Source organism: Streptomyces sp. HUAS MG91, assembly GCF_040529335.1.
In the GTDB taxonomy this organism is placed as follows: domain Bacteria; phylum Actinomycetota; class Actinomycetes; order Streptomycetales; family Streptomycetaceae; genus Streptomyces; species Streptomyces tabacisoli.
Window position 1 is genome coordinate 3,009,493 of the sequence record NZ_CP159534.1, and the last position, 18,518, is coordinate 3,028,010.

The 18,518-nt window shown below is 72.4% G+C and carries 13 protein-coding genes and 1 tRNA gene; 7 read left to right on the forward strand and 7 right to left on the reverse strand.

The window, feature by feature from the left end; translation table 11 throughout:
• Window positions 1–10: 10 nt before the first annotated feature.
• The 4 genes from ABII15_RS13855 to ABII15_RS13870 all read right to left on the reverse strand — a co-directional run bounded on the left by ABII15_RS13855 (window position 11) and on the right by ABII15_RS13870 (window position 5,842).
• Window positions 11–1,447, reverse strand: a complete 1,437-nt coding sequence (locus ABII15_RS13855; protein ID WP_353942623.1) for a TQXA domain-containing protein — start codon at window positions 1,445–1,447, stop codon at window positions 11–13.
• Between the two features lie 319 nt (window positions 1,448–1,766).
• The gene (locus tag ABII15_RS13860) at window positions 1,767–2,210 is read right to left on the reverse strand and encodes a single-stranded DNA-binding protein (RefSeq protein ID WP_353942624.1); all 444 of its coding nucleotides are present in this window, start codon (window positions 2,208–2,210) and stop codon (window positions 1,767–1,769) included.
• Between the two features lie 162 nt (window positions 2,211–2,372).
• Window positions 2,373–4,199, reverse strand: coding sequence for a YfjP family GTPase (locus ABII15_RS13865; RefSeq protein ID WP_353942625.1), 1,827 nt, complete (start codon window positions 4,197–4,199; stop codon window positions 2,373–2,375).
• A gap of 5 nt (window positions 4,200–4,204) precedes the next feature.
• On the reverse strand, window positions 4,205–5,842 hold the full coding sequence (locus ABII15_RS13870) for a dynamin family protein (protein WP_353942626.1): 1,638 nt from the start codon (window positions 5,840–5,842) through the stop codon (window positions 4,205–4,207).
• Between the two features lie 388 nt (window positions 5,843–6,230).
• Between ABII15_RS13870 and ABII15_RS13875 the strand changes: the two genes are divergently transcribed.
• Window positions 6,231–6,303: transfer RNA gene (locus ABII15_RS13875), tRNA-Arg, on the forward strand.
• A 297-nt stretch (window positions 6,304–6,600) separates the two neighbouring features.
• Here ABII15_RS13875 and ABII15_RS13880 read toward each other — a convergent pair.
• The gene (locus ABII15_RS13880) at window positions 6,601–6,921 is read right to left on the reverse strand and encodes a hypothetical protein (protein WP_353942627.1); all 321 of its coding nucleotides are present in this window, start codon (window positions 6,919–6,921) and stop codon (window positions 6,601–6,603) included.
• A gap of 371 nt (window positions 6,922–7,292) precedes the next feature.
• Here ABII15_RS13880 and ABII15_RS13885 point away from each other — a divergent pair, with 371 nt between their 5' ends.
• The gene (locus tag ABII15_RS13885) at window positions 7,293–9,101 is read left to right on the forward strand and encodes a TerD family protein (RefSeq protein ID WP_353942628.1); all 1,809 of its coding nucleotides are present in this window, start codon (window positions 7,293–7,295) and stop codon (window positions 9,099–9,101) included.
• A gap of 101 nt (window positions 9,102–9,202) precedes the next feature.
• On the opposite strand, the gene ABII15_RS13890 is transcribed toward ABII15_RS13885, so the two are convergent.
• Both ABII15_RS13890 and ABII15_RS13895 read right to left on the reverse strand, forming a co-directional pair.
• The gene (locus ABII15_RS13890) at window positions 9,203–12,445 is read right to left on the reverse strand and encodes a PDZ domain-containing protein (RefSeq protein ID WP_353942629.1); all 3,243 of its coding nucleotides are present in this window, start codon (window positions 12,443–12,445) and stop codon (window positions 9,203–9,205) included.
• Window positions 12,446–12,451: 6 nt separating this feature from the next.
• Window positions 12,452–13,471 carry a hypothetical protein gene (locus ABII15_RS13895; RefSeq protein ID WP_353942630.1) on the reverse strand — a complete coding sequence of 340 codons (1,020 nt, stop codon included), beginning with the start codon at window positions 13,469–13,471 and terminating at the stop codon, window positions 12,452–12,454.
• A 307-nt stretch (window positions 13,472–13,778) separates the two neighbouring features.
• Here ABII15_RS13895 and ABII15_RS13900 point away from each other — a divergent pair, with 307 nt between their 5' ends.
• Genes ABII15_RS13900 through ABII15_RS13920 form a run of 5 tightly spaced genes read left to right on the forward strand, consistent with a single transcriptional unit; the run spans window position 13,779 to window position 18,514 of the window.
• Complete coding sequence (locus tag ABII15_RS13900; protein WP_353942631.1) at window positions 13,779–14,051, forward strand: phosphopantetheine-binding protein; 273 nt, start codon at window positions 13,779–13,781, stop codon at window positions 14,049–14,051.
• Complete coding sequence (locus ABII15_RS13905; RefSeq protein ID WP_353942632.1) at window positions 14,044–15,693, forward strand: acyl-CoA ligase (AMP-forming), exosortase A system-associated; 1,650 nt, start codon at window positions 14,044–14,046, stop codon at window positions 15,691–15,693. Before ABII15_RS13900 ends, ABII15_RS13905 begins: the two co-directional genes overlap by 8 nt.
• On the forward strand, window positions 15,690–16,904 hold the full coding sequence (locus ABII15_RS13910; protein WP_353942633.1) for a pyridoxal-dependent decarboxylase, exosortase A system-associated: 1,215 nt from the start codon (window positions 15,690–15,692) through the stop codon (window positions 16,902–16,904). The genes ABII15_RS13905 and ABII15_RS13910 overlap by 4 nt, the downstream gene beginning before the upstream one ends.
• A 31-nt stretch (window positions 16,905–16,935) precedes the next feature.
• Complete coding sequence (locus ABII15_RS13915) at window positions 16,936–17,769, forward strand: ABC transporter ATP-binding protein (protein ID WP_353942634.1); 834 nt, start codon at window positions 16,936–16,938, stop codon at window positions 17,767–17,769.
• On the forward strand, window positions 17,762–18,514 hold the full coding sequence (locus ABII15_RS13920) for an ABC transporter permease (protein ID WP_353942635.1): 753 nt from the start codon (window positions 17,762–17,764) through the stop codon (window positions 18,512–18,514). Before ABII15_RS13915 ends, ABII15_RS13920 begins: the two co-directional genes overlap by 8 nt.
• The last annotated feature ends 4 nt before the right edge of the window (window positions 18,515–18,518 follow it).

An 18,518-nucleotide genomic window follows, 5' to 3' on the forward strand; every position in this document is an offset into this window, starting at 1 on the left:
TCCCGCGCGCTCACTCCCCTTCGGACTCGCCCTCCGCCGGTGCCTTCTTCTTGCGTACGAGGATCAGCGCGGCGCCGCCGACCAGGACCAGCACGATGGCGGTGCCCGCGATCACCGGGGTCGCGTTCGACGCGCCGGTCTCCGCCAGGTCCGTGCCGGGGGTGCCGGTGCCGCCCACCGAGGCGGGGCTGGGCTGGGTCGTGGTCTGGGTGCGCAGGCCCTCGTCGTCGGCGCCGGCCGCGGAGGCGGTCCGGCAGTCGAGGATGCCGCGCAGGCGCTTCTCGAAGCCGTGCGGGCCCTCGATCGTGAAGTCGTAGGCCTGGTCCTCCTGCAGCGGTATCGTCACCGTCCGCGTCGCCTCGGCCCCGACGGTGTACCGCTTGTCCATCAGCTCGAAGGTGAACGGCTCGTCCCCCTTGTTGGCCACCGTGATGTCGACGCCGCTCTTGTCGCAGTTCTTCCGCGCGGAGAGGGCCGGGACGGCGCCCTGTGCCGCCCAGGTAGCCGTGGCGGTCGCGGAGACCGTGGACTCGCTGGAGCCCGCGAGGATCTGCGTCTGGCTGCGGGTGTCGGAGGCGAAGGCACGGCCCACCGGCACGGTCGTCGAGGCCTGCACGGTCAGCGCGGCCGAACCCGCGTCGGCGTCCTCGGGTATGTCGAAGTACAGGCGGCTGCCGTCCGTGGCGGAGGTGACCGGCTCGCCCTTCTTGTCGACGATCCGCACGCCTTCCGCGGCGGCCTCGGCCGGCGGCGTCACACCGACGCTGCCGGCGTCGGTGCGCACCGTGACCGGGCCGACCCGCTCGCCCTGGTGCCCGGAGACCGCCTGCGGCGTCAGGGTCAGCGACGCTCTCGGCTCGGCGAGATTCACCGCGCTGCGCTGGAGGTGGTCGGCGAGCTTCTCGGCGGCGGGGCTCAAGGCCTCCACATCGGCCTGGTCGGAGTACCGCCAGATGGCGACCTGGGTACCGGCGGCGGCGTCCTGCTCGGTGAGGGTCTTGGTGCCGGCCTTGCGGGCCAGCGCGGCGAGATCGTTGACCTGCGGGTACGAGTTCTGCAGGATCCAGCGGATCTTGCCCGCGTCCTTGTTGCCGCCCAGTGAGGTGCTGCTCCAGGCGGTCTCCTGGTAGCGGGCGTCCGTCTGGGTGGGGTTGTGGATGTCGACGCAGTACGTCTGGAGCATGCCGCCGCCGTCGACCGCCAGCTGGAACAGGCCCGCGGAGACCTGCTCGTCCTTCCCGTCCTGGTGCACGACGGCCGTTCCGTACGTGTCCATGCCGCTGATGACGGCGCTCGCCCCGCTCTGCTCCGGGGCGCCGTCGACCGCTCGGGCCGGACCCGCACCGGATATCGCGCCGGCCATCACGAGCCCCGACACCAGGGCCGCCGCGGCGATCCGGACGGTGGACCGCCCGTGCCGTGCGGCCCGCGTGAACACTGAATACACGTAATTCCCCTTCAGGCAGGACGCGTTGAAGCATGGGGGGTGATGTCCCGCCGCCAGAATCAATGCCGACCCGAGAGACCCTGAGCCACCTTGAGCGACTCGGCCGACCCTTGAGTCCCTCGAAACTTCCGGAGCCTCCGAAGCCCTCGGACGCACCTTCGAGCCCAGGATCTCCGCCCGCATCCTAAGGAAGTCGACTGTGGCGACCCTTGGAGGTTTCGCCCGGTCGACGATCCGACTCGGAATCGTTATCCCCGAAACCGTGTGTGAAGTGGGCTTATCGCCACATCACCGGCGGCGTCGGCGCCGCTCACGCGCCTCATCCCACCGGCTCCGGCTCGATCTCGAACGACGGCTCGTCCAGTGCCTGTTGTGCCGGATGCTCGGCCCCGCCGCCCGCCGCCTTCCGCACGGCCCGCCGGAACGCCGACGTGCCGCGCGAGAGGTCGTGGCCGACCGCGCTCGCCTGGATGTCGGCCGACGTCCAGTGCTGCCCGCCCCGTTCCTCGTCGCGCACCTTCAACCGGCCCTGGACGATGACCGGTTCACCGATGGTGATCGAGCCCTGCACATTGGCGCCGAGCGGGCCGTTGGCCCACACCGTGAAGAAGTTGGTGTGCCCGTCCACCCATTCGTTGCGCACCCGGTCGAAGCGGCGCGGGGTCACCGCCAGCCGGAACCGGGACACCGGCCCCGTCGGCAACTCCCGGTAGACCGGAGTCGTCGCGACATTCCCCACCACCGTCAGCAGCGTCTCGTTCATGGCGTACGCCCTCCCCTGCTCGTCCGAAGACCGCCCCAGGTCAGCGGGGTGAGCGACAGCGTCAGCCCCCTGACGCACCTGGCCACGGCCGCGGCCCGGGCCCTTCCCGAACCGCGATCCCCAGACTGCCCCCGCCCTCAATTCCCCGCTGACGCCTGTGCCCTACCGGCCGGTTGTGGAAATCCCCGTCACCCGTACGTACTGCTCCCGCACCTCTCGGTACCGCAGCAGCTCCGCCGCGACGGGATCGAGCACCCGCGCCCGTCCGCAGGCCGCCGCGGCGTCCCGCAACCGGCGCTCGGCGTCCTGCCCGTACCGCCGTGCCGGTCCCTTCGCCGCGAACCGGCACGCCCACTCCACGCACGGCCCGCCCACGATGCCGGTCAGCATCATCAGCACCGGCACTCCGAGGTTGGGCGACACGATGCCGATGATCTGGCCCAACAGCCACAGACCGCCCAGCACCTGAAGCACCGTCATGGACACCTGGGCGAGCACCGCGACCGGCCACCATCCCGGGCGCGGCGGTCGTGCGCCGGGCCCCGACGGCGTTCCCGGCTGGCGGCCTCCCGCGTCCGGCGTGCCCGCCGCGACGGCCAGTTCGTCGAGCGCCTGGGGCAGCCCCTCGGCCCCGCGCGTGGCCGCCTCCCGCACGGCCTGTCCCCAGGCCGTGGGCAGTCCGGTCGCCGCGGCGTCGCCGACGGCCCGTACCGCGTGCTCCACGCGCTGCCGCGCCGTGGCCTCCTCGTCGGCGGGCGGCAGGGCGGCCGGGGTGCTCGCGGTGGCGGCGCGCTGGGCCTCGTACCACCGCCAGAGCCTGAGCCACGGTGTGCCGCAGGCCTTGTTGGCGCCGCGCGCCCAGGCGCGTTCGGCGGCCTGCCCGGCGGCCGCCGCGCCGACCGCCTCGGCGAGCCGGTCGGCGAACTCCTCGCGGGCGGCCTCGCTCAGCCCGATCTGCCGCCCGGCCGTGTACACCGGGCGCAGCCGCTGCGCCGCCGCGTCCACGTCGGCGCCGATCCGCCGCGCGGCGGCGCACCGCTCGCCGACGAACTGGTCCAGGGCCTCGCGCAGTTCACCGACGCCGTCCCCGGTCAGCGCGGACAGCGGCAGCACGGTGGCGCCGGGTTCGCCGTGCTCGCCGAGCGCGATGCCGTCCTCGTCGAGGAGGCGCCGCAGGTCGTCGAGAACCTGTTCGGCGGCGTCGCCGGGCAGCCGGTCGACCTGGTTGAGCACGACGAACATCACCTCGGCGTGCCCGGCCATGGGCCGCAGATAGCGCTCGTGCAGCATCGCGTCGGCGTACTTCTCGGGGTCGACGACCCAGATCACGGCGTCCACGAGGGCGAGCACCCGGTCGACCTGCTCGCGGTGGGCGGGCGCGGCCGAGTCGTGGTCGGGCAGGTCGATGAGGACGAGCCCGTCGAGGGGCGTGTCGCCGTGCTGCCCCTGGAGCGGCCTGCGCCGGGAACGTCCCGGGATGCCGAGCCGGTCGAGCAGGCCCGCCGCGCCGTCGGTCCAACTGCACGCGATCGGCGCGGAGGTGGTCGGCCGGCGCAGCCCGGTCTCGGACAGCGGCACGCCCGCGAGAGCGTTGAACAGCGTCGACTTCCCGCTCCCCGTGGCCCCGGCCACCGCCACGACGGTGTGCCGCGCGGAGAGCCTGCGGCGGGCGGCGGCCTCGTCGAGCACCCGGCCCGCCTCGGCGAGGGTCGGCCCCTCGAGGCGGGTCCTGGACAGGCCGACGAGTTCGCGCAGCGCGTCCAGGCGCTCCTTCAGCTGCCCGTCGTCGGACGTTCCCGGGCCGGCCGGCGGTGCCGCCTCCAGCAGGTCGCCCGACTGCCCGGCGGCCCGCCGCGCGATCAGCCCGTCGTCCCAGGCGCCGTTCTTGGCGGGCGGGGCGGCCGACTCGGGGGGCCGAGAGGGCTGGGAGGGCTCGCCGGTGTGCGGCTGGTCGGAGTACTCGGTGTCGTGGTCCGTGACGGCGGTCACCGCCCTCACCTCTCCTTCTGCAGCAGCGAAAGGGCCGCGATCAGTTCGGCCTGGGATTCCGGGGTGACGCCGAGCCCGTCGAGCGGCGTGAGCCTGCGTTCGCGCTCCGCGCCGAGCACGGTGTCCAGGTACTCGCTGAGCAGCCGCCCACCGCGGTCGCGCAGCTTCAGGGCGGCCTGCGCGCCGATGCGCTCGGCGAGGTGCTCACCCGCGGCCCTGGCCCGCCGGCCGCCGAGCAGCGCGGTGGCGACGAGCGCGGCGACGACCTCGGGTTCGGGCGGTGCGACGCCTTGCAGGTCGCCGACGGCCCGCACCTCTTCCTCCGCGTACTCCTCGAGGACCCGCCGCCAGCGTCGTACGGCCATCCCGATGCGGTGCTCGGCGCTCTCCAGCTCGGGGTCCCGGCCGGTCAGCTCCCGCGCGGCACCGCCCGGTTCGCGCCGCCACGCCTCGTCGACGCGCTGGTCCGCGGCGCTGACGGCGCACAAAAGAAGGGCGCTGAGACTCTCCACGAGGGCGTCCAGGAGCTCCCCTGCCGAGCAGTCCAGCGGATAGCTCCGCCACCGCTTGAGGGCGTCCCCCGCGAGCACGCCGCCCTTCTGCAACCTGTTGCGTACGCGCGCGTGCTCGTTCTCGTACGCGTCCTCGACCGCGGTGGTGAGCCGCACGGCGGCCGAGTGCTGGGCGGCGACGGCGGCGGCCAGCTCCGGCATGCGGGCCCGCAGCGAGTCGAGCACGCCGCGCGCGGTACGGGACACGGCGATGGCCCGGGCGTCGGGGTCCTGGGCGCGGTGGGTGAGCCAGGCCCGCAGGGGTGCCACGGCGGTGGCGGGGAGCAGCCCGCCGTTCCCGGTGGACTCGGGCAGCTCGGGAACGGTGAAGCGCGGTACGTCGCCGAGCCCGGCCTTGGTGAGCAGGGCCCCGTACTGCCGCGACACCTCGGCGACCACCTGGTGCGGAACGCGGTCGAGGACGGTCACCAGGCTGGCGTCGTACTCCTTGGCGGTGCGCAGCAGATGCCACGGCACGGCGTCGGCGTACCGGGAGGCGGTGGTGACCATGATCCAGACGTCGGCGGCGCTGACGAGCCGGGCCGCGAGCAGCCGGTTCTCGTCGACGAGGGAGTCGACGTCGGGCGCGTCGAGCAGCGCGAGCCCCTGCGGCAGCGTGCCCGCCGTCTCGACCCTCAGCACCTGCTCCCCGTCCTCCAGTACGGGGTCGAGCGCGTCGTCGTCCGCGTCCACGGCCTCGTCGTCGGCCTGGCGGGGCACCCACACGCGCGTGAGGTCGGGCAGCACCCGCATCCCGGAGAACCAGTGATGATCGTCCGGGTGACAGACCAGCACGGGTGTCCGAGTCGTCGGCCGCAGCACACCGGCCTCGCTCACCACACGCCCTACGAGTGAATTCACCAGAGTGGACTTGCCGGCACCGGTAGAACCGCCGATCACGGCGAGCAGCGGTGCTTCGGGAGCGCGCAGGCGGGGCACCAAGTAGTCGTCGAGCTGTGCGAGCAACTCGTTCCTGTTGGCACGCGCGCGTGGCGCCCCCGCGAGGGGAAGCGGGAAGCGCGCGGCGGCGACACGGTCGCGCAGCGCGGTAAGTGCGTCGAGCAGCTGAGGCCGTACGTCCAAGGTCACCACATGCGAAGAATGCCCAATTTTGGCGGCTTTCTGAAGCATATGAGTGCACCTGCGCGCCGATAACACGCCAGAACACACCAGGAGGCCCAGCCGGAACCTCCGACAGCACCACATAAGGCGCGTCATACGTCACAGGAAGCACACAGCGGGACGGAAGGGTAGACAGGGGGCGCAGGCATAACGAGTGCACAACACCCGTGGCTGGAGTCGCCAAAAGCGATGCAGGATTCGTACCTACCTGCGATTATCAGGATCGCTTCACTGAACCTCCACATCAAGTCACGGAGGCGAAGCAGCAAGGACGGGGACTCGGGAGCCCTATCCTTGTCCCCGGCAAGGTCATGGATCACCCCCACTTCCATCCGGCCGAGCCACCGGCCACACACCGGCCCCCGTAGCTCAGTGGATAGAGCAGGCGCCTTCTAAGCGCTTGGCCGCAGGTTCGAGTCCTGCCGGGGGCGCCTCTCGTAGGCCCCACTTCGGTGGGGCCTTTCTGCTGGTCAGGGGGCCTGCGCGTACGCGCGTGGTGGGCCCGGTCGCTGCCCCGGGGAGCATGGACGAGTCCGTGGCTGTCCGGCTGAAGCTGGGTTCCTGCGGGGCGCTGTGGCGCAAAGCGCGAGCAGCGCGGGGACGATGCCACCCGCCCAGTCGGCCGCCTGATCGCCGCCGGTGCGACTCTGGCCGACCAAGTGCCGGCCCGGAGGGGAGGAGGCCTTACGGCCACCGTCCGAGGCGGCCCCCTCCGGGCGCATAAGGAGCTACACCGGGATCACCTTGACGACTTCCGGGACCGCATGGGCGCCGGGCGGGATTTTGATCCAGATCCGTCCGACCCGAACGTTCGGGTACTGCCCGGGAACCTGGGTCGTCGCGTTCACCGTGAACTCCATGATTTCCCCACCGCCGTCGAGCCTCGCGCTCCTGACCGACGTCGGGTGGATCTCGACCTCCTGCGCGGCACCGTCCAGTTGCAGATCGATGATGACCCGCTGGTGAAGATAGGGAACCTTGCCAAGTTCCATGAACTCGCGCTCGAAGTCCCAGGGTGTGTGCCAGTAGCCGTAGTTGGGTTCGGTCATTGCCTCATCCCCCGCCCTGCGTCAGCTTCGAACTCGGGGTCCGAAAGTCTTCCGGAAGTCCCGCCTCGTGGCGCGAGTTCCGGGACGGCCCATTCGGCAATTCTGGCCGCATGCCCCCGGCACGGGCCAGCCTCGAACACCGACCAATCTTGTCGCCGTACGCCCCAAGTCCAGACCCTGCCGGGGATCCCGTCATCGGTCTCGCTTCGGCCGGGCCTTTTGCTCCTCGGAGCCAGGACCGTCAGGTGGTCGACTCCGGAGTTTCGACGACGCGTTCACTTGGGTGCCAGGTCGATGCCGCACCTTCCCATACAGAGACAAAAGGGCATGCAGGTTGAGGGTTGAGGGGAGGCCCGTTCATCCTTTTCCCCATGAGTCTCGCCTCTCCCTGCCCCGACCTCACCGCCATGGACGGATACGCCCACGATTGGGCCCTCGTTGATGTGGAGACCTCTGGGCTGGTGGCCCGGCGGGATCGGGTGTTGTCGGTTGCCGTGGTCACCGTCGGGCGGGACGGTGAGCAGACCGGGGAGTTCTCCACGCTGCTCGATCCGGGGTGTGATCCGGGGCCGGTCGACGTGCACGGGCTGACCGCCGAGCGACTGCGCGGGGCTCCGACCTTCGATCAGGTGGCCGAGCACATCGGCGCGATGCTGCGGGACCGCGTTCTGGTCGCTCACAACGCCCAGTTCGACTACGACTTCCTTGCCCACGAGTTCGCCCGCGCCCGCATGTGGCTGCCGGTGTCGCAGCGGCTGTGCACCCTCGCGCTGAACCGGCAGGTGGATCCGCCGACGGCCGACATGAAGCTGGGCACGCTGGCAGCCCACTACGGCGTACCGCAGCGGCACGCGCACGACGCGCTGGACGACACCCGGGTGCTGGCAGGGATTCTGCGGGCGTCGCTGCGGGAAGCGGCGAGGCTCGCGCTGCCGTTGCCGTTCGTGAGCTGCCCGCCGCGGGCCGAGTCCCAGTTCACGCCGCAGCCGCCCAAGACGCCCTGCGCCTATCGCAATCCGGGGCGGCTGGTTCCCGGAGGAGCGCTTCGGCAGGGCATGAAGGTCGCGATCACCGGTGAAACCGCCCGTGCGCGGGCCGAGTTGGTCGGACGGGGCGTCGCCGCCGGGCTCAACATGATGGGCTCGGTCAGTCACCACACCAGTGTCCTGGTCGGCAATGAGTCTGCGACCGGATCGGCGAAGGCGCGGCGGGCCGCCGCCGAGGGGGTGCCCGTCATCGACGAGGACACCTTCCTCCATTTGCTCAACGCCGTAGAGGCCGGTTCGCCGCATCAGTCGCCCGGAGCGGCACCGGCCGTTCCTGCCCCGCGCCAGGCCGAGTCCGCTCCCATCAAGTCGGGCGACCGGCCGCTGGCCGGGCACCGGGTGCTCATCCTGGGCGGCGCGCACGCCGAGGCGGCCGACGCGCGTACCCGCGTCGTCGAACTCGGTGGCTCCGCCGCGGTCAATCTCTCGCGCAGCGTCACCGACGTCGTCGTCCTCTCCGGCGGCGAGAACGACCGCCGGATGCCCCGGATCACCGAACTGGGTCTCTCGGTGCACGACGTGCTGTGGCTCGCCGATCCGGCAACCACGGCCAGCACCGCCGACGCCGTGGAGGCCAAGGCTCCGGCCACGTCTGTCGGCGCCGCGGCACCCCTCGTCCTTCCCCGCGGCGGCGTTATCGACCTGCCCGCCCCAGCGGGCCCCTGGCATGTCACCGCGTCCTGGGCGCCCCGGGAACACTTCGAGGTCGACGTCGTCGCCTTCGTGCTCGACGAGGACGAGCAGGTCACCTTCGACGAGGACTTCGTCTTCTACGGCGCCCCGGAGAACCCCGGCGGCACGGTCCACCTGCTCACCAACGGCCCGGCCGAACAGACCGTCACCGTCGACGTCGTCTCCCTGCCGCCGTCCTCGCACCGGGTGGTGATCGCCGCGGCCGTCGACGGTGGCCTGTCCTTCGGCGACGTCGGCGCCCTCCAGGTCTCCGCGGCACCCGGCGAAAGCGCCGCCCCGCTGGCACGCGCGACGCTGGACGCCGCCACCAGCGAGCGCACGCTGGTCCTGGCCGAGCTCTACCGCCGCGGCCCGCTCTGGCGTTTCCGTGCCGTGGGACAGGGCTACGGCCACGGGCTCGACGCCCTCGCACGCGGTTACGGAGTCGACATCGCCGACTGAGCCCGCCGCACCGGACCAAAGTGCCGACGTGACCTCCACGTCTGCTGGATCGCGCGAGGTCTTCTTCTGGAGGCAGGGTGGAGGCCACGCGGTAGTCGCCGTCACCCGGGCCCTGGCGGACCGTCGAGGCGCGGCAGCAAGTAGTCGACGGCCGCTGTGAGGTGGGGGTCCGTTGTGGGTGGGGGGCCCGGGGGGAGCTGGATTTCTATGTCCGGGTGGACGCCGTGGTTCTCCAGGCGGCCGCCGACGCCGTCGAACACGTAGCGGAACTCGGGCTGGGTGGTGATCGTGCCGTCCACCAGGGGGTGCCGGGGCCAGGTGGCGATGACGCCTCCCCAGGTGCGGTGGCCGATCAGGGGGCCGAGGCCCAGGTGGCGGAAGGTGTGGCTGAAGATCTCGCCGTCGGAGCCGGTGTGTTCGTCGATGAGGAGCGCCATCGGGCCCGCCGGTGACTCCGACGGGTAGGGGCGGGCGCCGCTCCAGCGGCCGTGCTCGGCGCCCAGGCGGTGCCGGCCGAGGCGTTCCAGGAGCAGGGGGGAGATGTGGCCGCCGATGTTGTGGCGGACGTCGAGGACGAGGCCGGGGCGGTCCATCTCGGTGGCGAAGCCACGGACGAACTCGGCGTAGCCGGTGCCGAACATGTCCGGGACGTGGACGTATCCGAGCCGGCCCGCGGACGTCTCGTGGACCTGGCGGCGGTTGGCCTCCACCCAGTCGCGGTAGCGGGCGGCCGTCTCGCTCCCGGCCGCCCGGACGCAGACCCGCCGGACGTCGGCGTCGCCGCGCCGTACGGACAGTTCCACCTCGTGGCCGGCGAGCCCCACCAGCAGTTCGCCCGGGCCCTGGGGGCCCACCGGGCGGCCGTTGACGGCCACGACGGCGTCCCCGGGGCGGATGTCGGTTCCGGGCCGGTTGCAGGGTGAGGTCGCCGCCGGGTTCCACGGGTCGCCCTCCAGGACGGCGTGGACCCGCCAGGTCTTGGGGTCGTCGGTGTCCCAGTCGATCCCGAGGAAGCCCTGCGCGTGGTGGGGCTGCTCGCGGTAGTCGCCCCCGCGCTCGTACGCGTGGGAGGCGCCCAGTTCGCCCTGCAACTCCCAGAGGAGGTCCGAGAGTTCGGAGCGGGTCGCCACCCGGTCGACCAGCGGCACGTAACGCTCGTACACCGCGTTCCAGTCGACTCCGGCCATGCCGGGGTGCCAGAAGTTCTCCTTCTGGAGTCGCCACGCCTCGCGGAACATCTGGTGCCACTCCTCGGCGGGCCGCAGCGGCACCCGGAGCCGGTCGAGGTCGATCCAGCCGGTGGCGCGGCCCGGTCTGGCCTCCACGGAGTCGTCGTCGTCCTCGATCTCCAGCGGCTCGTCGGCCCGCAGCAGCCGCAGCCGACTGCCGCACCGGTAGAGGAGGGCGTCGGCGCCGGGGCGTACGTGCAGGTCGTCGACCTGGATCAGGCACTCGGTGCGGGTGATCCGCTCCATGTCCACGAGGCAGACCTGTCCGCCGATCGCGTCCTGCGGGCGCAGCGGGTCGGCGGCCGTCAGCGGCACCGACCACAGCAGGGCCTTGCCGTGCAGGCCGAACGCCGCGATGTAGCGGGACTCGGGGACGGGGAAGGGGACGACGCGCCGTTCGATGCCCGCCAAGTCGATGACGGTCGGGGCCGGTTCGCCGTCCTGCTCGTCCGCGTGGTCACCGCTGCCCTCCGGGCCCGGGACGAACGGCGCGGGTGTCTCCTCGCGCAGCGTGATCGCGTACGGCAGCGTGCCGAACGGGAATCCGATCCCGGCCTCGATCTGGTCGTACTCGGGGGTGGGGGCGCGCTGGCCGATGAAGTACAGGTGGCGGCCGTCCGGGTCGAACGCCGGTCGCATGTCCCGCAGTACGGGCCGGGTGACCGGCCAGGTCGTCCCGGCGCTCACGTCCGCCACCTTGATGGCCGAGGTGCGGGGCGTCTGCGGAAAGGTGTACGCGAGCCAGCGGCCGTCCGGCGACCAGGCCAGGTCCTCGATGCGGTCGTGGGCCGTCTCGTCGAGGAGACGTACGGACGCCGTCGCGAGGTCCGCGACGTACAGCCGCTGGCGGTTGGTGGCGAAGGCGATCAGGTCCGCGCGGGGTGACGCGGCCAGCTCGGTCACCTGTCCGACGTCGCCGACGGCGAGATCGGTCTCGGTGCCGTCGGCCGTGTCGAGCACCACCAGGCGTTCCAGGGGGCCTCGGTCGCCCGCCACGGCGGCCAGGCGGCGGCCGTCGTGGATCCAGTCGAGGTGCTGGTAGCGCACTCCGTCGGGGGCGCCGTGCTGGCGCACCGGTCCCGACCAGGGCGCGAAGGTGAACACCTTGCCGCGCGAGGCGAGGGCGATGGTGGCGCCGTCCGGGCTTAGCCGTACGGTGTCCAGCCGTTCGGCGGCGCTCAGCAGCCGGCGGCCGCGCTGGGTCAGCGAGCTGGTGACTTCCACGTCGAGCGGCTGTGGCTGCCCGTCCGGGTCCAGCACGTACAGGCGGGCGCCCGCCTGGTAGACGAGCCGGACGCCGTCGGTCGCCAAGTGGCGGACGTAGAAGTCCTGGTGGTGGGTGTGGCGGCGGAGGTCGGTGCCGTCCGGCAGGCAGGAGTGGACGTTCCCCGTCGACTCGTGGTCGGAGACGAAGTAGATCCGGTCGCCGACCCAGCAGGGGTGCGCGAGGTTGCCGGGCAGTGAGATCAGGGGGCGGAATCCGGCGGGTGCGGCAGCGGCGGGTGCGGCGGGTGCGGCAGCGGCGGGTGCGGCAGCGACCGGCCCGGCAGCGGTCGGCGCGGCGATGCCCTCCCCGGTCCCGTCCGCCCCACCCGCCCCGGCCGATATCCACAACGTCCCCGCCGCCCCACCCCGGTAGCGCTTCCACCGTGCCGGGTCGGTGCCGTTGCGGCACAGGACGGTCCGGCCGTCGGGGCCGCGCGTGAGGGCCGTGGCCGAGCCGTACGGGAGGGGGCGCGGCGGGCCGCCGTCGGGGCGGACCGCGAACAGCCGGTGGCCGAAGTTGGCCGGCTGGTCGCCGGTGCCGGCGTAGAGGATCTCGCCCGTGCGCGGGTCCCAGCCCACGAGGTGGCACTGGGCGGCCTGGTGGGTCAGCCGCCGCGCGGGCCCGCCGTCGAGCGGCATGACGTACACCTCGGTCGGGCCCTCCTCGGCGCCGACGAAGGCCACCTGGGTGCGGTCCGGGGAGATCATCGGCCGGGCGGCCTCGGCGACTCCCGCGGTGAGGCGCCGGGCGGTGCCGCCCGCCGTGCCGACCGTCCACAGGTCGTCCTCGCAAGCGAAGACGACCGTGTCGCCCGCGATGCTCGGGAAGCGCAGATATCCCTGGGCCACGGCCGTCTACACCCCCTCGGTCATCAGCCGGTTGGCGGCCTGGACCCCGGCCTGGAATCGGCTGGTGGAGTCGAGGGTGCGCAGCAGGGCGGCGATGTGGCGCCGGCAGGTGCGCACGGACATGCCGAGCTTGCGGGCGACGACGTCGTCGGTGAGGCCCTGCGCCATGAGTTTGGCGATGTCCTGCTGGAGGTCGTCCGCGACCTCGGCGTAACCGGTCTCGCCCGCCAGGAAGGGGGCGGCGTCGTCCCACAGTTGGTCCACCAGATCGCCCAGGAAGCGGACCACGTTGTCCTCGCGGACCCGCCAGGCGACGGGGTCGCCCTCCTCGGTCGCGCCGAGGACGAGGGCCAGCTCCCGGTCGAAGACGACGGCGGTCTGGGCGAGCCGGGTGACCGTGCGGACCTCGACGCCGGCATCGACGAGGCGCACGGTCTTGGCGCGCGTCGCGAAGTCGGCGCGGCTGCTGTGCGTGCACAGTGCGCGGATGCCGATGCCCCGGCGGATCAGGCCGGTGCTGGACGCCAGGAAGTCGTCGAGCGGGCCGACCCGGTCCTGTCCGGCGCGCAGGACGAGCACCTCGCGCTGGCAGACGTCGGCCATGAGCCCCAGCAGGCCGCGGATCTCGGCGGGTCCGGAGAGCCGGTCGATGGAGCCGACGGGCAGTTGGGCGGGCTGGGGCTCGGGTCCGGCGATGTGGTCGAGCCGGTCGCGGAGCTGGTCGATGAGGTCGCGGCGGGCGAAGATCTCCCGCTCGATCGGGGAGATCAGCAGCGCCGAGGCGCGCCGGGGGTCGACCGGCAGCAGCCGTCCGTGGCCGACCGGGTCGGTCCTGAGCAGACCGAGCTCGACCAGGCCGGCCGCGGCGGCTCCGACGTCGTGGACGTCCATGCCCAGTTCCTCGGCGGCCTCCCGGACCGAATCGAGGCCGCCTCGCTGCACGGTGTGGCAGTAGACGCCGATGACCTGCTCGTCCAGCGCCGATGGCGGTACGGACCGTGTGTACACGCTCGCCGTCGTCACCATGGCCTCCCCTCTTCCCGCACGTCCCGCCCACCCGGATGCGTTGCTGCGTGGGCCTGCGGCCATGCTGCCGGGGCGTGCCATCGCCGCCCTGAATCGGCGCCCATAGCCCTGTCGCCGCACCGGCGGCGACAAGGGACCGGAAAAGGGGCGAGCGGGATCTTTCGGTCAGGGGAGTCGATAGATCGTCGATAGAACCCCGAAAGAACCGGAGCCTAGCTTTCCCGGATGCGGTGGCAGGCGGGGAGGCGCCGGGTGGTGTCGGCCCGCGCACCGCTGACGGAGCAGCTCTCTCCCCGAGGTGACATCAATGCCTGCATCAGTACTGATACCGCGCAAGTTCCAGGACATGGTCCGGCCGTTCCTGCCCTACGCCGACGCCGACGAGCTCGGCGCGTCGGACGAACTGGCCGCGCTGGGCCTGGACTCGATGGGCGTGGTCCAGTTGCTGGCCGCCCTGGAGGAGGGCTACGACCTGGAGTTCGAGGACGACGCCCTCAACCAGGACACCTTCGCGACCGTCGGCTCGCTGTGGCGGACGGTGTCCGAGGCGCTGCCCGCCGGGCAGCACGCCGATGCGTGACAGCGCGGGCGGAACGGCGCTGCTGACCGGCGCGCCCGCCGACGGCGTCCCCGCCCCGGTGGCCCCGCTCACCGGGGTCGCCGGGCTGTGCGGGCGCGGTGCGCCGGACGCTCCCGCCCTGACGTACCGGGACACGACGCTCGACTACGCCGAGCTGCGCCGGCGGGTGGCCGGGGCGGCGGAGGGGCTGCGCCGGCTCGGGGTGCGCCGTGGCGACCGGGTCGTCGTCTTCATGGAGAAGCGCGTCGAGACCGTCGTCGCGCTGTTCGCGGTCGCGGCGGCCGGCGGGGTGTTCGTCCCGGTCAACCCGGTCTACAAGGCGCCGCAGATCCGGCACATCGTCGACGACTGCACCGCGAGCGCCGTGATCACCACGGACGAGCGGTACGCGACGGTGCGGACGGCGATCGCCGCGTCCCCGTCGGTCGCCGAGGTCGTCATCGTCGGTGAACTGCCCGGCGGGCCCGCACCCGACGACGTGGCCGACGTGACCGACGCGTCCGGGGGCCGCCTGCGGGTCACCCTCTGGCACGCGCTGCCCGGGGACGGCGGCGGCGAGGCGCCGGTCCAGGTGATCGACACCGATCTCGCGGCGATCCTCTACACCTCGGGCAGCACCGGCTCCCCCAAGGGCGTGGTCCTCAGCCACCGCAATGTGCTCGCGGGCGCGGAGAGCGTCGCCGGGTACCTGGGCCACACGCCCGACGACGTGATCCTCGCCGCCCTGCCGCTCAGCTTCGACGCGGGCTTCAGCCAGCTCACCACCGCCTTCCACGCCGGGGCGCACGTGGTCCTCGCCAACTACCTGCTCCCCGTCGAGCTGGTGCGGCTGTGCGCCCGGCACCGGGTCACCGGTCTCACGGGCGTACCCCCGCTGTGGATGCAGCTGACCGGGTGCAAGTGGCCCGCCGAGGCCACCGCCCGGCTGCGCTACTTCGCCAACACCGGCGGGCGGATGCCCCGTTCGACGCTGGCCCGGTTGCGCGAGCTGTTCCCCGCCGCGCTCCCGTATCTGATGTACGGACTCACCGAGGCGTTCCGGGCCACGTACCTGGATCCCGCCGAGGCGGACCGCAGGCCGGACTCCATCGGCCGGGCGATCCCCAACGCGGACGTCCGGGTGGTCCGCCCGGACGGCACCGACTGCGCGCCCCACGAGCACGGCGAGATCGTGCAGCGCGGGGCGCTGGTGGCGCAGGGGTACTGGAACGATCCCGGGCGCAGCGCCGAGCGGTTCCGCCCGGCGCCCGGGGCGGACGGCACGGTGCGGGCCGAGATCGCGGTGTGGTCGGGCGACCGCGCGTACCGCGACGAGGACGGCTTCCTGTACTTCGTCGGCCGCGACGACGAGATGATCAAGACCTCCGGCTACCGGGTCAGTCCGACCGAGATCGAGGAGGCCGCGTACGCGACCGGGCTCGTGAGCGGGGCGGTCGCGTTCGGGCTCGCCGACGAGCGGCTGGGCCAGATCGCCGTCCTCGTCGTGGCCGGTGACACCACCGAGAGCGATCTGCGCAAGGCCATGGAGGACCAAGTGCCCCGGTACATGCTGCCCAAGCGGGTGGTGTTCCTTGACCAGTTGCCCGTATCACCGAACGGCAAGTTCGACCGGGTCGAGACCCGCAGGACGGTGACCGGGTGAGCGCCGCGGGCGCGCTGTTCGCGCGGCACGGGGACGGTGTCCTGGAGATCGGCGGTGTGCCCGTCGACCGGCTGGCCGCCCGGGTCGGCAGCACGCCGTTCTTCGCGTACGACCGCAGGCTCGTCACCGAGCGCGTCGCGGCGGTCCGCAAGGCGCTGCCGGACGACGTGTCGCTGAAGTACGCGGTGAAGGCGAACCCTATGCCGGCGCTGCTGGCGCACATGAGCGAACTCGTCGACGGCTTCGACGTGGCGTCGGCGCAGGAGATGCGGCACGCCCTCGACACCACGCTGCCCGCGCACCGGGTGAGCTTCGCGGGCCCGGGCAAGTCGGACGCCGAGCTGTCGTCGGCGGTGGCCGCCGGGGTGATGATCGAGGCGGAGTCGGGCAACGAGCTGGAGCGGATCCGGCGCGCCGGAGAGGCGCTCGGGATCCGGCCGCGGGTGGCGCTGCGCGTCAACCCGCCGTTCGCCGTGCGGGGTTCGGGCATGCGCATGGGGGGCGGGCCGCAGCAGTTCGGCGTGGACGCCGAAGGCGTCCCGGCGCTCCTCGCACGCCTCGGTGACCTGGACTTCGAGGGCTTCCACGTCTTCGCCGGATCACAGAACCTGAACGCGGAGAGCATCTGCGAGGCCCAGCGCCTGACCGTCGAGCTGCTCCTGGAACTGGCGGAGGCCGCCCCGCAACCGGTGCGCTATCTCAATCTGGGCGGCGGTTTCGGCATCCCGTACTTCGAGCGGGACCGGCCGGTGGACCGCACGCGCATCGGCGACAACCTGGAGACGCTGCTGGCCGGACAGGTGCGGCCGCGACTGCCCGACGCCCGCGTGCACATCGAGCTGGGCCGGCATCTCGTCGGCGAGGCCGGGGTGTACGTGACCCGGGTCGTGGACCGCAAGGAGTCCCGCGGAACCACGTATCTCGTGGTCGACGGCGGCATGCACCACCAGCTCGCCGCCTCCGGCAACTTCGGCCAGTTCATCCGCCGCAACTACCCGGTCTCGACGGCCCGCCCCGACGCCCCGGCGGAGGGGAAGGCGACGGTCGTCGGCTGTCTGTGCACCCCCCTCGACCTGCTCGCGGACGGTGTGGAGCTGCCGCACGCGGACGTCGGGGACCTGATCGTCGTCTACCAGGCGGGCGCCTACGGGCTGACGGCGAGCCCGACCGCGTTCCTCAGCCATCCCGCGCCGGCCGAGGTGCTGGTGTGACCGTCCCTCCGCACGACATGGGGAGCCCCCAGTGCTAGAAGCAACCGAACTCACCAAGCAATACGGTGACGTGCACGCCCTCGCGGGTTTCAGTCTGACCGTGGAGGCGGGCGAGATCGTCGGTCTCGTCGGCCACAACGGCGCCGGCAAGTCCACGTTCGTCGAGATCGTGTCCGGGCTGATCCGGCCGGACTCCGGCAGGGTCACCGTCGCCGGCAAGGACCCGGCGCAGGCCCGGTCGGCCATCGGCACCTCGCCCCAGCACATCGCGCTCTACCGGCCGGTGACCGTCCGCGAGCACCTGAAGCTGTACGGCGGACTCGCGGGTCTGCGCCGCGCGGCGCTGCAGCGGGAGATCGACGAACTGGTGGGCGCGCTGCGCCTGTCGGAGTTCTGCGACCGCCCGGTGGGCCTGCTCTCCGGCGGCCAGCAGCGGCGCGCCCAGGCCGCGGTGGCGCTGATCCACCGGCCGGGTCTGCTGCTGATGGACGAGCCGACCGCGGGCGCCGACCCGGAGACCCGGCAGGCGCTGCTCGACGTGATCAAGCAGCGCGCCCGGGAGGGCACGGCGGTCGTCTACACCACCCACTACCTGCCCGAACTCGCCGAGCTTGAGGCCACGTTGGCCGTGGCGAGGGCGGGCCGGGTCATCGCCCGGGGCACCAGCGCCGAACTCCTCGACGGGCTTCCCGGGGAGGTGCGGGTCACCTTCCAGGACGAGGAGGAGGTCAGCATCTCCACGACCGAGCCGAGCACCGCGCTGGTCGGGCTGCTCAGCGGCAACGAGCGGCCGGTGGCGTCGGTGGACGTGCGCAAGCCCTCTCTCGACGATCTGTACCGATCCCTGGCGGTGGCCCATGTCTGACGCTCTGCTCCGCAGCGGTGTGCTGGTCAAGCACAACGTCATCCTCCGGCTGCGCGACCCCGGCCAGATGATCAGCTACCTGGTGGTGCCCATGGTGCTGATGGTGGTCTTCAAGCCGCTGTACGTGAAGGCCCTCGACGGCAGCACGTTGCAGGCGGTCACCGGGCCGCTCGTGATGTTCTCGGTCTTCGCCCTGTCGATCGTGGGCAACTCGATCCTGCTGGAGCGCGAGTGGCACACCTGGGACCGGCTGCGGGTGACGCGGGCGAACCAGGCCGAGCTGCTCATCGGCAAGACCGTGCCCGTGTTCGTGGTGCTCGTGGTGCAGCAGCTGACGCTGCTGGTGTACGGCTCCTTCATCATCGGCCTCGACGTGACCGGCCCGGTCCTGCTGATCGCACTGGCGATCATGGTGTGGGGGTTCACCCTGCTCGCCATGGGCTCGGCGCTGGCGACCGTGGTCCGCAGCCGCGGTGACCTGCATCTGGCGACCGACCTCGGGTCGATCATCGTCTCCTCGCTGGGCGGGGCGGTCGTGCCGGTCAGCCTGATGCCGTCCTGGGCCGCCCAGCTGGCCCATGTCTCCCCCGGTTACTGGGGTCTGACGATGATTCAGTCCGCCGTCGTGGGCGACGTCGACAGGACGCTGCGCTCCGCGGTCGTCTGCCTCGCCGTGGGTGCCGCGTTCGGCGCTTTCGCGGTGTACCGGCTGTCCCGCGGCTGGGGCCGCAGCCGCCTGCTCTGAACCG

Excerpts from the sequence above, each read along its gene's own strand:
- ABII15_RS13905 (WP_353942632.1), top strand. The coding sequence starts at position 14,044 with ATGCGTGACAGCGCGGGCGGAACGGCGCTGCTGACCGGCGCGCCCGCC.
- ABII15_RS13895 (WP_353942630.1), bottom strand. The coding sequence starts at position 13,471 with ATGGTGACGACGGCGAGCGTGTACACACGGTCCGTACCGCCATCGGCG.
- ABII15_RS13880 (WP_353942627.1), bottom strand. The coding sequence starts at position 6,921 with ATGACCGAACCCAACTACGGCTACTGGCACACACCCTGGGACTTCGAG.
- ABII15_RS13900 (WP_353942631.1), top strand. The coding sequence starts at position 13,779 with ATGCCTGCATCAGTACTGATACCGCGCAAGTTCCAGGACATGGTCCGG.
- ABII15_RS13860 (WP_353942624.1), bottom strand. The coding sequence starts at position 2,210 with ATGAACGAGACGCTGCTGACGGTGGTGGGGAATGTCGCGACGACTCCG.
- ABII15_RS13920 (WP_353942635.1), top strand. The coding sequence starts at position 17,762 with ATGTCTGACGCTCTGCTCCGCAGCGGTGTGCTGGTCAAGCACAACGTC.
- ABII15_RS13885 (WP_353942628.1), top strand. The coding sequence starts at position 7,293 with ATGAGTCTCGCCTCTCCCTGCCCCGACCTCACCGCCATGGACGGATAC.